Origin of the sequence: Pseudomonas sp. MYb118, assembly GCF_040947875.1 — a bacterium.
Classification (GTDB): Bacteria; Pseudomonadota; Gammaproteobacteria; order Pseudomonadales; family Pseudomonadaceae; genus Aquipseudomonas.
This window is the reverse complement of record NZ_JBFRXN010000002.1, coordinates 867,666-881,885: the sequence shown is the minus strand read 5'-3', so window position 1 is coordinate 881,885 and position 14,220 is coordinate 867,666. Positions and strand designations below refer to the sequence as shown.

Genomic DNA, 14,220 nt, shown 5'->3' with positions numbered 1-14,220 from the left:
AAAAAAATAAAGCCCGCTCCCCAAAAGGAACGGGCGGCTCGAGCTTAAGCCTGAGTAGCGTACTTGGCCAGACGCGGATCGTTCTTCAGGACGGCCAGGGTGTTGGTATGCACGTCTTCAGCGGTCACGTCAGCCTTGCTGAAGATCTGCTGGAAGTGCTCGTGAGTCACGGCGGCGAAGTGCGCACGGTCCTCCGGCGCCACGCCCAGTACCACGGCGTAGGTTGTCAGCGCTTCGCCGTTACCTTTGGCCATGTCTTCGGACAGCTCGTTCATCATGCCATTCATGGCGAACCAGGATTTGCCGCCATAGGTCAGCGACGCATTGGTCGAGCAACCGTTGGTGCCGGAGGTCATACCGAACGTTGCGTTGCCGGAAGTGCCGTTGGTGGTGGATGCCAGGAAGTGAGCCGGAGTACCACGCTGACCTTCGAACAGCATGTTGCCCCAACCGCAATCCGGGCCGCCTGGCGCTTGTGCCATGGCGTTGAGGGATACAGCGGTGAAGAGAGTACCGAGAAGAATCCGTTTCATAGCTTTGTTCTCTTTATGTGCATACCAATGGACAAGGGTTTGGCCCGAACTGGCGCCAGTGGACCGGTTATTGTTCCAGTCGCGCAGTTTGGAGTTTAGGCACGATCCCGGGGTTCCGTTGTTTTTTGCAAAATATTCGTTGCAAACACGGATTTGGAGCCGGCCCGCCTGGGGGCGAACGGTTGGCTATGCTTTGGCACAAGGCGCGCCTTGCCAGTGGGGCATGGGCAGCGCCAGAATGCCGCTATCTGCCCCGCCTGATGTAAGGAAGCCCGATGCCTGATCCTGTTGCTGCCAGCCTGCGTCTGCCGCCTGAAGCGCTGACTCGTCCGTTTTCCGCTGAACAGTTCAGCTTCTCTACCACCAATGATCTGGAGCCCTTCCGCGGTGTGCTTGGCCAGGAACGTGCGGTCGAAGCCTTGCAGTTCGGCGTGGCCATGCCGCGCCCCGGTTACAACGTATTCGTCATGGGCGAACCCGGCACCGGCCGGTTCTCGTTCGTCAAACGCTACCTGAAGGCCGAAGGCAAGCGTTTGCAGACCCCGTCGGACTGGGTCTACGTCAACAACTTCGACGAGCCGCGCGAGCCCCGTGCCCTGGAGTTGCCGTCGGGCAGCGCCGGCGCGTTCATCGGCGACATCAACGGCTTGATCGACAACCTGCTGGCGACCTTCCCGGCGGTGTTCGAGCACCCGTCCTACCAGCAGAAGAAAAGCGGCATCGACCGCGCCTTCAACCAGCGCTACGACAAGGCCCTGGACGTCATCGAGCGCCTGGCGCTGGAGAAGGACGTCGCGCTGTACCGCGATGCCAGCAACATCGCGTTCACCCCGATGCTGGACGGCAAAGCCCTGGATGAAGCGGAATTCGCCCAACTGCCGGAAGCGGATCGCGAACGCTTCCATGACGACATTTCCGCCCTCGAAGAGCGCCTCAACGAAGAACTCGCCAGCCTGCCGCAGTGGAAGCGTGAGTCGAGCAATCAACTGCGCCACCTCAACGAAGAAACCATCACCCTGGCCTTGCAGCCGTTGCTTGCGCCGTTGTCGGAGAAATACGCCGAGAACGCGGCGGTGTGCGGCTACCTGCAAGCGATGCAGGTCTACCTGCTCAAGACCGTGGTCGAGCAACTGGTGGACGACAGTAAGGCCGACGCCGTGGCGCGCAAAATGCTCGAAGAGCAATATGCGCCAAGCCTGGTGGTGGGGCATTCGGCCAGCGGCGGCGCGCCGGTGGTGTTCGAGCCGCACCCGACCTACGAGAATTTGTTTGGTCGCATCGAGTACAGCACGGATCAGGGCGCGCTCTACACCACCTATCGGCAGTTGCGTCCGGGGGCCTTGCACCGCGCCAATGGCGGCTTCCTGATTCTTGAAGCGGAAAAAATGCTCGGTGAGCCATTCGTGTGGGATGCGCTCAAGCGCGCCCTGCAATCGCGCAAGCTGAAGATGGAATCGCCACTGGGCGAGCTGGGGCGTATCGCCACGGTGACCCTGACGCCGCAACACATTCCGTTGCAGGTCAAAGTCATCATCATCGGTGCGCGCCAGCTGTACTACACGCTGCAGGACCTCGATCCGGACTTCCAGGAGATGTTCCGGGTCCTGGTGGATTTCGACGAAGACATCCCGATGGTCGACGAGAGCCTGGAGCAATTCGCGCAGTTGCTGAAAACCCGCACTTCCGAAGAAGGCATGGCACCGCTGACCGCCGATGCGGTGGCGCGCCTGGCCACTTACAGCGCGCGGCTGGCTGAGCACCAGGGGCGTTTGTCGGCACGTATCGGTGATCTGTTCCAGCTGGTCAGCGAGGCGGATTTCATCCGTCACCTGGCCGGCGACGAAATGACCGACGCCGGGCACATCGAGCGCGCGCTCAAGGCCAAGGCCACCCGCACCGGGCGCGTCTCGGCACGGATTCTCGACGACATGCTGGCTGGGATCATCCTGATCGACACCGATGGCGCGGCCGTCGGCAAGTGCAACGGGCTGACGGTGCTGGAGGTCGGTGACTCGGCCTTCGGGGTGCCGGCGCGGATCTCCGCCACGGTCTACCCCGGTGGCAGCGGCATCGTCGACATCGAGCGCGAGGTCAACCTCGGCCAGCCGATTCACTCCAAGGGCGTGATGATCCTGACCGGGTACCTGGGCAGCCGCTACGCTCAGGAATTCCCGCTGGCGATTTCCGCGAGTATCGCCCTGGAGCAGTCCTACGGTTACGTCGATGGCGACAGTGCATCGCTGGGTGAGGCCTGCACGTTGATCTCGGCCTTGTCGAAGACGCCGCTCAAGCAGTGTTTTGCGATCACCGGCTCCATCAACCAGTTCGGTGAAGTGCAGGCGGTGGGCGGGGTCAACGAGAAGATCGAAGGCTTCTTCCGTCTCTGCGAAGCACGCGGGCTGACGGGCGAGCAGGGGGCGATCATCCCTCACGCCAACGTCGCCACGCTGATGCTCGACGAGAAAGTGCTGGCGGCGGTGCGCGCCGGGCAGTTCCACGTCTACGCGGTGCGCCAGGCAGACGAGGCCCTGAGCCTGCTGGTGGGCGAGCCAGCCGGTGCGCCGGATGAGAACGGCGAGTTCCCGGAAGGCAGCGTCAACGCGCGAGTGGTCGAGCGCCTGCGTGTGATCGCCGAGATGATCAGCGAAGAAGACCTCAAGGAAGCCGAGAAGGAAGCGGCACAGGAAGCGCTGGCGGAGGCGAAGCCGGCGTAACCGCACCTGAGGTCAACGCAATACCCTGTGGGAGCGGGCTTGCTCGCGATGAGGGAGTGTCAGCCGACATCATCGTGTCTGACACATCCTCATCGCGAGCAGGCTCGCTCCCACAATTGCTTCTGATCTGCGCTGAAAAGTGCCATCACCCTGACGTCAAAATTCACACAATGACCATTCGGCGCCTTCTGGTCTCGGTGAGCATGCGGGTCGAACTTTTCTTCTATCCTCAGCTCAAGGATAAGGAGAGTCATCACTGGATCGAGACAGCTCCCCGGGGGAGTTGAACAGCGGATCTACCGAGGGTCGCCGCCATGTCGCGCAACCTCTGCCTCACCCGTCAATGCCTGGGCCTTGTGACCCGTATCGAATGTGCCATCCGCCCTTTGGCGGGGGATACGGGCATGTGGACCCTGCTCTTCGCCGCCGGAATGGCCGGCGAACAACCTTCAGCCATCAAAGCCCAGGGGCCGTTTCCCGGACCCTTTGCAGCGGAGTCGATCCTCGACACCATTGTCGAAAGCCTGACCCTGCACGGTTACGAGCTGGCGGACGACCCGCAGATCTGGTGCCTGCACCTGCAAGCCCAGTTGCGGGAAATCAACGGCGGACGCTGCCGTAACCAGGGCGGCTTTCCGTCCTGATCGACAGGATCATTGGGCGAGGTTGGAAAGGTCGGCCTTGTCGAGCTTGACCTCGAAACCGTATTGCACGGTGGTGAGGTCGGTTCGCTGGTAGGTTTCCAGTCGGGTCGGCTGGCCGTAGAAGTAATGTACGCCGAACAACGCCGGGCCTTCCGTGCTCGCGTCATGGCTGACCGAGAGAATTTCCTTGAGATAATGGCCGCTGTCGTCACTGACGAAAAAGCGCCAGTCCTGGGCGGGGAACCGTTTCAGGTCCACCACCAGCGCATTGCCCTTGAACTCCAGCCCGTGGGGCAGTGCGTGAGCCTCGAAGGTGTTTTTGTCCACTGTGGCCAGGAACATCGGCATTGAGCCCACGGCATAGGCCGGCGTTTGTGCGAACAGGTTCAAGTCGTAAGTAATGAGGCCGCGCAGAGGATCAATTTGGTAGGCCTCTTCCGGTAACTCAATGGGCTCGTCGCGTTTGCCGCTGCTGTCCTCGGTGAAGAACGTGACCGGGCTGTCGCCAGGGTTGAAAGAGGTCCCCAGCATCTCGTCATTGAAGGTGCGGGTGTGGTCGAACTCGATCAGCGCGGCGCTTGGCTCCTCGACCGATTGCCGGATGCTGACGCTTTTTTTCAGTTGCTCTTCGCTCAGTGTCGCGCCTTTGAGCCATAGGGGAGCCTGATCGTCGTACACCACCACGGGCAGTGTCAGCGGCTGGATGGCTTTTTCGGTGGTGTGCTGATCGAAGCGGCGGACCGGCAGGTCGAGCTCTCTGCGTGTCACCGTGGCGCTCGAGAAGTCCAGCAGGCTGACTTCGAGGCGGTCGATCGGGCCGTTGAAATACACCTTGGAGTACAGGTTCTTCTGCTGTTTCTCGAAGGCCTGCTGCTCTTCTTCGAGTTGTTTTTCCAGGGCCTCGCTCCAGGCCTTCTCCTTCTGCATCCGGGTCAGTTGCTGGTGGTAGAAGGCAATTTGTGCGGCGCTCTGGTTGATCGAGCCCGAGCGCGAAAGAAATTGCCCGGTGGTGTCCCTGGCCTGGACGATCAGCGGGACCACGGGTGTCTCGGCGACCTCCGGAGCCAACGGTGCGCTGTTGTGGTATGCGATTTCCGCGTAGTTGTTGGTCAGGCTCAGCAGGGTGACGCTCAGGTTTTCGTTGCTGCGGGTCTGGCCGATGTCCTTGCTGGTCAGCTCGAAGCTGTAGAGCCGACGCGGTGCGATGACCTCTACCTTGCCTTTCAGGCTGACCGGTTGTGGCTGGTGCTGGTTCTGCACCTCCAGGCCCTCGATGAAAGGGTAGGTCACCGTGAGGTCGTCGGGGTTGGTCACGTTCGAACTCGATGGGCTCAGTTGAATGCCTGGATCGGTTTCCGACCATTCCGGCTGAAACGCAATCACGCGTTTGTTGCTCAGGGTCACCGATTGCCATTCCACCCCGTGGGGGAAGAGGAACCCGGCGGGGAGATCGAAGTTGAAGGGGAACAGCGGTTGCAGGTCGGTCAGGTAATCGGAGCTGGAATCCTTGTGCAGCACGATCAGGCCGTTGATGTAGGTGTCGACCAGCGCTTGGGGCGTGGGGTAGTGCTTGAGCACGGCAAGAATGTCCTCGCCGTATTCGGTTTCCACCGGTTTGCTGTCGAGCTTGAGTTGCGCACGTTCGAGCAATAGCAGCGAGCTGCCCAGCTCGGTCACGGCATCCTTGAGTTTGGGGTCGTGAATCGACTCCAGAGCCGTTTCGAACTGCGCGGTCTTTTCTTCCAGGCTGACCTGGCGTGCTCATCACCGGGGGAGCAGCCGCCCATCAGCAAGGTCAGACAAATCCCAAGGCTCCTCAACGGCACTCGCCCATCCATTTCCAGTCTTCCTGTCTGATATCACTTGGCTGTCAATGGTTTGGACACTAGCAGAAAAACCTTGTCATACACGTGCAGGTCGCGGATTTCCCGACGGTTTCTGGGTGTAACAGGCGACTGGTATACTCGCGGCCATTTCCAACCCACGTGTGAGATTCAATGGAACGCTTTATCGAAAATGCAATGTACGCCTCCCGCTGGCTGCTGGCGCCGATCTACTTCGGCCTGTCCCTCGGCTTGCTGGCGCTGGCACTGAAATTCTTCCAGGAAGTCTTTCACGTCATCCCCAACGTGTTCTCGATGGCCGAGTCGGACCTGATCCTGGTCCTGCTGTCGCTGATCGACATGGCACTGGTGGGCGGTTTGCTGGTGATGGTAATGATTTCCGGCTACGAAAACTTCGTGTCGCAGTTGGACATCAATGACTCCAAGGAAAAGCTCAACTGGCTGGGCACCATGGACTCGTCTTCGTTGAAGATGAAGGTCGCGGCGTCCATCGTGGCGATTTCGTCCATTCACCTGCTGCGCATCTTCATGGACGCCAAGAACGTCGATCCCGAGCACCTGATGTGGTACGTGATCATTCACATGACCTTCGTGGTCTCGGCGTTCGCCATGGGTTACCTGGACAAGGTCACCAAGCACTGATTGGCAGGCGCCACCGCTTGAAACAGACCAGCGGTGGCGCTTTTGGCTTGTACTTTGATGTTCTGACGCCTATGCCTGTAGGAGTATTGTCTCGCCTGTGCGTGGGGTGCGTTCATGAACTTTGAAGAACTACATGCTTATGCCATCGCCGGAAAGGTCGAAGAGCTGAACGTGCTCTCGCTGGAAGGCGGGATCTACCTGATCGAGGCGCGCATGCACGGTGCGGCCTACCCGCTGAGCGATGCCCGTGGCCAGATGTACCACCTGCGTTCGATCGAGCACGCGCGTGAGGTGCTGCGCTCCTTTCCTGACCTGCCACTGAACCTGGTGCACACCTCGGTCCAGGATGAAATGTGCGGCATGGCGGCAGGCGAGGAAGATTGCCTGAAGGTGCCACTGGGCTTCGGTTCCGCCTGGCATCACTGATACGCCTCATCTGTGCTAGTCTGCTGACCCTTTTTGGTTCCGGGCGCTCCGGGGTAGCTGTGCATGCGCGGCAAACCCACGGTCGCCCGCACAGCGGAGCAGTGTCATGTCTGAAGTAAATCTGTCCACCGACGAAACCCGCGTCAGCTACGGCATTGGCCGTCAGTTGGGCGACCAACTGCGCGACAACCCGCCACCGGGCGTGAGCCTGGACGCGATCCTGGCCGGCCTGACCGACGCATTCGCCGGTAAGCCAAGCCGTGTGGGTCAGGAAGAACTGTCCGCGAGCTTCAAGGTGATCCGTGAAATCATGCAGGCTGAAGCTGCAGCCAAGGCTGAAGCCGCTGCCGCAGAAGGCGTTGCGTTCCTGGCGGAAAACGCCAAGCGCGACGGCATCACCACCCTGGCTTCCGGTCTGCAATTCGAAGTGCTGACCGCCGGTGAAGGCGCCAAGCCATCCCGTGAAGACACCGTGCGTACCCACTACCACGGCACCCTGATCGACGGTTCCGTGTTCGACAGCTCCTACGAGCGTGGTCAGCCGGCAGAATTCCCGGTCGGCGGCGTGATCGCTGGCTGGACCGAAGCCCTGCAACTGATGAACGCCGGTAGCAAATGGCGTCTGTACGTGCCGAGCGAACTGGCTTACGGCGCTCAAGGCGTTGGCAGCATTCCGCCCCACAGCGTACTGGTGTTCGACGTCGAACTGCTCGACGTTCTGTAATACCCAGCCTGTCGGGTTGACGGGCTAATGTGGGAGCGAGCCTGCTCCGGGCGGCGTTCCGACGATGGCGTCCTTTCAGCCAGCGATCTGTTGTCTGAGCCATCGCCATCGCGAGCAAGCTCGCTCCTACAGGTACAGTTACAGCGTTTAACGAGGTGTCTCATGGGTGAAACTTGCCGTTGAGATCCCCCGCCGGGCGCAACGCCCGCGCATAGCAGAACAGAAACAGATTGCGCACCAGTTCCTTGAGCACCACCGGCTCGCTGGAACTCAAGCCGTTGACGTCCAGGTCACCCTGATCCTGCAGCTCGTTCAAGGCTTCCTCTTCAAGTACCGCACAGACTTCACCGGTTTCCCGATGCAGGATCCGCAGGTAAGGGTGTGGGCGGTCCAGCCAGGCATCGATCAAATAAGTCATGGGGCTCATCTCCATTGATTGGGTTCAATGAGAATAATTCTTATTCAATAAATAGCAAGGGCCTATTGGCGGTTTGTGCTTTTTTCCGGGTAAAGGTTGTGTCAGGTCAACACGGCTGGCGTTTGGCTATTGCGAGGAAAGACTGGGGGAGGCGGGGGAGGGCGAAGCTCCATCCCACGCCGGGCGCGGGATGGAATACGAAAGGATCAGACCTTTCTGACGAACTCGGATTTGAGCTTCATCGGGCCGATACCGTCGATCTTGCAGTCGATGTCGTGGTCTCCATCGCACAGGCGGATGTTCTTGACCTTGGTGCCGACCTTGACTACCAGCGACGTGCCCTTGACCTTGAGGTCCTTGATCACGGTGATGGTGTCGCCGTCCTGCAGGACGTTGCCCACCGAATCCTTTTTCACGGCGTCATCGGACGAAGCTTCTGCTTCACCGCTGGCGGACCATTCGTGGGCGCACTCCGGGCAGATCAGCTGGGCGCCGTCTTCGTAGGTGTATTCGGAATTGCATTTCGGGCAGGGTGGCAACGTGCTCACTAAAGCTCCTTGGTTTCAGGATCGCTAAAAAGCGCACATTGTATAGGGTTTTTGTTCGAGCGTGGCATAACGCAAATGCCTGTGGGAGCGAGCCTGCTCGCGAAAGGTCTATCAGGCAATAAGTGTTGTCTGACAGGACGCTATCGCGAGCAGGCTCGCTCCCACGGGTTCACCTATGCAGGCGGCAGGATCAATGCGTACGCGCGACCGCGAACTCGCTCAATTCCACCAGCGCATCGCGATATTCGCTGGCAGGCAGCGCTTCGAGGCATTTGATGGCGCGGGCGACGTAGTCACGGGCCAGTTGGGCGGTGTAGTCCAGCGAGCCCGAGGCTTCCACGGCGGCACGGATGCTTTCGAGGTCTTCGATACCGCCTTTCTGGATCGCCTGGCGCACCAGGGCAGCCTGTTCCGGCGTGCCTTCGCGCATGGTGTAGATCAACGGCAGGGTGGGCTTGCCTTCGGCCAGGTCGTCGCCGACGTTCTTGCCCAGGGTGTCCGCGTCGCCCTTGTAGTCCAGCAGGTCGTCGACCAGTTGGAAGGCCACGCCCAGGTGATCGCCGAAAGTGCGCAGGGCTTCGGCCTGCTCAGGCGTTGCTTGGCACAGGGCCGCGGCGCTGTGGGTCGAAGCTTCGAAGAGCATCGCGGTCTTGCCGCGGATGACTTCCATGTAGGTTTCTTCGGTGGTGCTGGCGTCACGCACCTTCGACAACTGCAGTACTTCGCCTTCGGCGATGATGCGCGTGGCCTGCGAAAGGATCTTCATCACCGGCATGGAGCCCAGCTCGACCATCATTTCGAAGGAGCGCGAGTACAGGAAGTCGCCCACCAGCACGCTGGGCGCGTTGCCCCACATGGCGTTGGCGGTCGAGCGGCCACGGCGCATGCCGGACATGTCGACCACATCGTCATGCAGCAGGGTGGCGGTGTGCAGGAATTCGATGGTGGCGGCCAGCAGGCGCAGGTCGTCGCCTTCGCGGCCGAGGGCCTTGCCGCACAGCAGCACCAATAAAGGACGCAGACGCTTGCCGCCAGCCGAGGTAATGTAGTCGCCGATTTTCGACACCAGCGGCACTCGGGAAGTCAGCTGCTTCTTGATGATGTCGTCAACGGCGCTAAAATCGTCCGCCACCGCGCGGTAGAAAGCTTGGGGTTGCATCAGCGACAGTCGCTCCAGAAGGGTTGCGCGGCATGCTAGGACCCACGTCCGGGCCTGTCAAGGCGCGATGGACGGCCTATTGCAAGGCGCCCGTGCCTTGCGTACAATCGCGCACCCTGAACTTCCTGGGCAGCACCTGCCTTACGCAATTGCAACGGGCCTTCCAGCCCAATGCAGCCATGCCAGCCAATACCTCTTCCTATAAAGAGCTGGGTGAGCAGGATTATCGGAGAAATACCATGTCTTATGCAGTAATCGTTACTGGCGGCAAGCAGTACAAAGTCGCCCCAGGTGAATACCTGAAGATCGAAAAACTGGAAGTCGCTACCGGCGAATCCGTTACCTTTGATCGCGTTCTGTTGGTTGCTAATGGCGACGACGTGAATATCGGTGCTCCAGTTGTTGCTGGCGCTACCGTTGTGGCTGAAGTGATCTCCCAAGGTCGTCACGATAAAGTCCGCATCATCAAGTTCCGCCGCCGTAAGCACCACATGAAGCGTATGGGCCACCGCCAGTGGTACACCGAGATCAAAATCACCGGTATTCAGGCTTAATTTCAGCCTAATTCCTCACTAGGAGAATTGAACTCATGGCACACAAAAAAGCTGGTGGTAGTACCCGTAACGGTCGCGACTCAGAAGCCAAACGCCTTGGCGTGAAGATGTATGGCGGCCAGGCTATCAAAGCAGGCAACATCATCGTGCGTCAGCGCGGCACCCAATTCCACGCTGGCTACGGCGTTGGCATGGGTAAAGATCACACCCTCTTCGCTAAAGTCGAAGGCGTGATCAAGTTCGAAGTAAAAGGCGCCTTCGGTCGTCGTTACGTGAGCGTAGTCGCAGCTTAATTGCGCACTCGCTGGAAAAGCCCTGTCTCGCGACGGGGCTTTTTCGTTTGTGGGGTGAGTCTCTTGCAAAACTGTTTGTATGGGCTGTCGGCGCGCTGGATTCGCGCTCGGTGATCGAGGTCGCTACGCTCATTTTTGCAAGAGTCTTATGTCTGGATTTTTTCGGCTCGTCCGTACGGCGAGAGGCGTTGTGTTATGAAGTTTGTTGATGAAGTATCCATTCGAGTAAAGGCCGGTGACGGCGGCAACGGTTGCATGAGCTTCCGTCGCGAGAAATTCATTGAGAACGGTGGCCCGAACGGCGGCGACGGTGGTGACGGTGGCTCGGTCTACATGATCGCCGACGAAAACCTCAACACCCTGGTGGACTACCGTTACACCCGGCACTTCGATGCTGAGCGTGGCTCCAACGGCGGCAGCACCGACTGCACCGGCAAGAAGGGTGAGGAGCTGGTGCTGCGCGTGCCGGTTGGCACCACCGTGATCGACTCCGCCACTCAGGAAGTCATCGGCGACCTGACCAAGGCTGGCCAGAAGTTGCTGGTTGCCCACGGCGGCTGGCACGGCCTGGGTAATACCCGCTTCAAATCCAGTACCAACCGGGCGCCACGCCAGACCACGCCAGGCAAGCCGGGCGAGCAGCGTGATCTCAAGCTGGAAATGAAAGTGCTGGCGGACGTGGGCCTGCTGGGTCTGCCGAACGCCGGTAAAAGTACCTTCATCCGTTCGGTGTCGGCCGCCAAGCCGAAAGTTGCCGACTACCCGTTCACCACCCTGGTGCCGAACCTCGGTGTGGTTTCCGTGGATCGCTGGAAAAGCTTTGTGATCGCCGACATTCCCGGCTTGATCGAAGGCGCTTCCGATGGTGCCGGCCTGGGTATCCGTTTCCTCAAGCACCTGGCGCGTACCCGTCTGCTTCTGCACCTCGTGGACATGGCGCCGCTGGATGAAAGCAGTGCACCGGATGCGGCCGAAGTGATCGTCAGCGAGCTGACCAAGTTCAGCCCGTCTCTGGCTGAGCGTGATCGCTGGCTGGTGCTGAACAAGTGCGACCAGATCCTTGAAGAAGAGCACGATGCGCGCGTCAAGGAAATCGTCGATCGCCTGGAGTGGACCGGTCCTGTCTACGTGATCTCGGCAATCTCCAAGCTCGGCACCGAGCGCCTGTGCCACGACATCATGCGCTACATGGAAGACCGCGCCGATCGCCTGGCGAACGACCCGGCCTATCAGGAAGAGCTGTCCGATCTCGATCAGCGCATCGAAGACGAAGCGCGCGCGCAGTTGCAGGCTCTGGATGACCAGCGTGCCCTGCGTCGCAGCGGCGTGAAGTCGGTCCACGACATCGGCGACGATGACGACTGGGACGAAGAAGACGTGGATGATGACGATGGTCCGGAAATCATTTACGTGCGCGACTGACGTGTTGCGATAAACTGAAGCGCCGCTCAATCGAGCGGCGTTTTAGTATCTGGAAATCGTATCTGGGAACTGGTAGACACGAATAACGTTACGGGCAGCGCCAGGTCGCGTTGCCCTCAAGCTAAGGTTGAAGATGATGCGGAGCAAGGTGACAGGTGCGCAGCGTTGGGTCGTGAAGATCGGCAGCGCTTTGCTGACGGCGGACGGCAAGGGCCTGGATCGCGCGGCAATGGGTGTCTGGGTTGAGCAGATGGTGGCCTTGCACGAGGCGGGCGTCGAGCTGGTGCTGGTATCGTCCGGCGCGGTGGCGGCGGGCATGAGTCGTCTGGGCTGGACCGTACGACCCAGTGCGATGCACGAGCTCCAGGCTGCCGCTGCAATCGGTCAGATGGGCTTGGTGCAGGCCTGGGAATCGAGCTTCGCCGAGCATGGCCGGCACACCGCGCAGATTCTCCTGACCCATGACGACCTGTCTGATCGCAAGCGCTATCTGAACGCCCGCAGCACCTTGCGTGCCCTGGTCGAGTTGAAAGTGATTCCGGTGATCAATGAAAACGACACCGTGGTCACCGATGAGATCCGTTTTGGCGACAACGACACCCTGGCGGCGCTGGTGGCCAACCTGGTGGAGGCTGACCTGCTGGTGATCCTGACGGATCGCGATGGCATGTTCGACGCCGACCCGCGCAACAACCCGGATGCCCAGCTGATCTACGAAGCGCGTGCCGATGATCCGGCGCTCGACGCGGTAGCGGGCGGTACCGGTGGCGCGCTGGGGCGTGGCGGCATGCAGACCAAGCTGCGTGCAGCGCGTCTGGCGGCGCGTTCCGGTGCGCACACCATCATCGTTGGCGGGCGCCTTGAGCGTGTGCTCGATCGCCTCAAGGCTGGCGAGCGCATTGGCACCTTGCTGTCGCCTGAGCGCGGCATGCTGGCGGCGCGCAAGCAGTGGCTGGCCGGGCACCTGCAAACCCGTGGCACCCTGGTGCTGGATGCGGGTGCGGTGACGGCGCTGTCCCAGGGCAACAAAAGCCTGCTGCCGGTGGGCGTGAAGCTGGTCCAGGGCAGTTTCCGGCGCGGCGAAATGGTGGTCTGCGTGGCGCCGGACGGTCACGAGATCGCCCGGGGTCTGGCCAACTACAGCGCGCTGGAAGCGCAAAAAATCATTGGTCAGTCGTCTGATGCGATTGTCGGTCTGTTGGGTTACATGGCGGAGCCGGAACTGGTTCACCGCGACAACCTGATCCTGGTCTGAGGGAATATTTGAATGCGTGTGGCAAAAGGATTGTTGGGGTTGCTGCTGGCGATGCCGCTGCTGGCTTCGGCCGAGGAGATCGGCCAGGTGTCGACGGTGTTCAAGTTCGTCGGCCCGAACGACCGTATCGTCGTTGAAGCGTTTGACGATCCCAAGGTCGAGGGCGTGACCTGTTACCTGTCGCGCGCCAAGACCGGTGGCGTGAAGGGTGGTCTGGGCCTGGCCGAAGATCGTGCCGAGGCCTCGATTGCCTGCCGGCAAGTTGGCCCGATCAACTTCAAGGGTCAGCTCAAGGATGGCGAGGAAGTGTTCAAGGAGCGCACCTCGCTGGTGTTCAAGACCATGCAGGTGGTGCGCTTTCTCGACAAGAAGCGCAATACGCTGGTGTACCTGGTGTACAGCGATCGCCTGATCGAGGGCAGCCCGCAGAATGCGGTGACGGCGATCCCGATTTTGCCGTGGGCCAGCGCGCAGTAAGTCCAGCGCAAATCTAAGTGTGGGAGCGGGCTTGCTCGCGAATGCAGTGTGTCATTCAACATTAATGTCGACTGACACGCCGCATTCGCGAGCAAGCCCGCTCCCACATTTTTTTGCGGTGATCAATAAATCACAGGCAATAAAAAACCGACCCTTGGGTCGGTTTTTTAGTGAACGCGTCGCTTAGGCAGCAGCGGCAACGTTCAGGGCCTTTACGTGGCCATTCAGACGGCTCTTATGACGAGCAGCCTTGTTTTTGTGGATGATGCCTTTATCGGCCATACGGTCGATAACTGGCACAGCCAGGGTGTAAGCGGCTTGAGCTTTTGCAGCGTCTTTTGCGTCGATGGCTTTAACTACATTCTTGATGTAGGTACGAACCATGGAACGCAGGCTGGCGTTGTGGCTGCGACGCTTCTCAGCCTGTTTAGCACGTTTTTTGGCGGAAGGTGAGTTGGCCACCGTCGAGCTCCTCGAAAGACTTTTTAGGAAATAGCAAACAAAATAGGCCGCGAATCATGCCGATGAGTTGATGTCTTGTCAAGGGCGGTTGAGACGTTCCGCTAA

15 protein-coding genes and 1 pseudogene are annotated in these 14,220 nt (G+C 60.1%); 10 read left to right on the top strand and 6 right to left on the bottom strand.

Annotation, left to right across the window (positions count from 1 at the left end; translation table 11 throughout):
- Positions 1–44 precede the first annotated feature (44 nt).
- Positions 45–533 (bottom strand): DUF3015 domain-containing protein, encoded by a 489-nt coding sequence (locus ABVN20_RS09850; RefSeq protein WP_368555441.1) that lies wholly within the window; start codon positions 531–533, stop codon positions 45–47.
- Positions 534–808: 275 nt separating this feature from the next.
- Here ABVN20_RS09850 and ABVN20_RS09845 point away from each other — a divergent pair, with 275 nt between their 5' ends.
- Entirely contained in the window at positions 809–3,247 is a 2,439-nt protein-coding gene (locus tag ABVN20_RS09845) for a Lon protease family protein (RefSeq protein ID WP_368555440.1), read from the top strand.
- A 314-nt stretch (positions 3,248–3,561) separates the two neighbouring features.
- Positions 3,562–3,891, top strand: a complete 330-nt coding sequence (locus tag ABVN20_RS09840) for a hypothetical protein (protein ID WP_368555439.1) — start codon at positions 3,562–3,564, stop codon at positions 3,889–3,891.
- 9 nt (positions 3,892–3,900) lie between these two features.
- Here ABVN20_RS09840 and ABVN20_RS09835 read toward each other — a convergent pair.
- Positions 3,901–5,729, bottom strand: a pseudogene (locus tag ABVN20_RS09835) (hypothetical protein).
- 159 nt (positions 5,730–5,888) lie between these two features.
- On the opposite strand from ABVN20_RS09835, the gene ABVN20_RS09830 reads away from it, so the two are divergent.
- The 3 genes from ABVN20_RS09830 (at position 5,889) to ABVN20_RS09820 (ending at position 7,527) form a co-directional block, all read left to right on the top strand.
- The gene (locus ABVN20_RS09830) at positions 5,889–6,377 is read left to right on the top strand and encodes a TIGR00645 family protein (RefSeq protein WP_368555438.1); all 489 of its coding nucleotides are present in this window, start codon (positions 5,889–5,891) and stop codon (positions 6,375–6,377) included.
- A gap of 114 nt (positions 6,378–6,491) precedes the next feature.
- The gene (locus ABVN20_RS09825; protein WP_368555437.1) at positions 6,492–6,803 is read left to right on the top strand and encodes a DUF6482 family protein; all 312 of its coding nucleotides are present in this window, start codon (positions 6,492–6,494) and stop codon (positions 6,801–6,803) included.
- A 106-nt stretch (positions 6,804–6,909) separates the two neighbouring features.
- Positions 6,910–7,527 (top strand): FKBP-type peptidyl-prolyl cis-trans isomerase, encoded by a 618-nt coding sequence (locus tag ABVN20_RS09820; protein WP_368555436.1) that lies wholly within the window; start codon positions 6,910–6,912, stop codon positions 7,525–7,527.
- Positions 7,528–7,687: 160 nt separating this feature from the next.
- On the opposite strand, the gene ABVN20_RS09815 is transcribed toward ABVN20_RS09820, so the two are convergent.
- The 3 genes from ABVN20_RS09815 to ABVN20_RS09805 all read right to left on the bottom strand — a co-directional run bounded on the left by ABVN20_RS09815 (position 7,688) and on the right by ABVN20_RS09805 (position 9,652).
- Positions 7,688–7,945, bottom strand: a complete 258-nt coding sequence (locus tag ABVN20_RS09815; RefSeq protein WP_368555435.1) for a hypothetical protein — start codon at positions 7,943–7,945, stop codon at positions 7,688–7,690.
- 206 nt (positions 7,946–8,151) lie between these two features.
- The gene (locus tag ABVN20_RS09810; protein WP_368555434.1) at positions 8,152–8,493 is read right to left on the bottom strand and encodes a zinc ribbon domain-containing protein YjdM; all 342 of its coding nucleotides are present in this window, start codon (positions 8,491–8,493) and stop codon (positions 8,152–8,154) included.
- 190 nt (positions 8,494–8,683) lie between these two features.
- The gene (locus ABVN20_RS09805) at positions 8,684–9,652 is read right to left on the bottom strand and encodes a polyprenyl synthetase family protein (RefSeq protein WP_368555433.1); all 969 of its coding nucleotides are present in this window, start codon (positions 9,650–9,652) and stop codon (positions 8,684–8,686) included.
- Positions 9,653–9,891: 239 nt separating this feature from the next.
- On the opposite strand from ABVN20_RS09805, the gene rplU reads away from it, so the two are divergent.
- The 5 genes from rplU to ABVN20_RS09780 all read left to right on the top strand — a co-directional run bounded on the left by rplU (position 9,892) and on the right by ABVN20_RS09780 (position 13,653).
- Positions 9,892–10,206: a 50S ribosomal protein L21 gene (rplU, locus tag ABVN20_RS09800; RefSeq protein ID WP_007950961.1), complete on the top strand. Its 315-nt coding sequence runs from the start codon at positions 9,892–9,894 to the stop codon at positions 10,204–10,206.
- Between the two features lie 35 nt (positions 10,207–10,241).
- Entirely contained in the window at positions 10,242–10,499 is a 258-nt protein-coding gene (rpmA, locus tag ABVN20_RS09795) for a 50S ribosomal protein L27 (RefSeq protein WP_003281574.1), read from the top strand.
- Between the two features lie 195 nt (positions 10,500–10,694).
- Positions 10,695–11,921 (top strand): Obg family GTPase CgtA, encoded by a 1,227-nt coding sequence (gene cgtA / locus ABVN20_RS09790; RefSeq protein WP_368555432.1) that lies wholly within the window; start codon positions 10,695–10,697, stop codon positions 11,919–11,921.
- 136 nt (positions 11,922–12,057) lie between these two features.
- Complete coding sequence (proB, locus tag ABVN20_RS09785) at positions 12,058–13,176, top strand: glutamate 5-kinase (protein ID WP_368557691.1); 1,119 nt, start codon at positions 12,058–12,060, stop codon at positions 13,174–13,176.
- Positions 13,177–13,188: 12 nt separating this feature from the next.
- Positions 13,189–13,653: a CreA family protein gene (locus tag ABVN20_RS09780; protein ID WP_192309038.1), complete on the top strand. Its 465-nt coding sequence runs from the start codon at positions 13,189–13,191 to the stop codon at positions 13,651–13,653.
- A gap of 183 nt (positions 13,654–13,836) precedes the next feature.
- Here the strand turns inward: ABVN20_RS09780 and rpsT are convergent, their stop codons facing one another.
- Positions 13,837–14,115: a 30S ribosomal protein S20 gene (gene rpsT, locus ABVN20_RS09775; RefSeq protein WP_368555431.1), complete on the bottom strand. Its 279-nt coding sequence runs from the start codon at positions 14,113–14,115 to the stop codon at positions 13,837–13,839.
- Positions 14,116–14,220 lie beyond the last annotated feature (105 nt).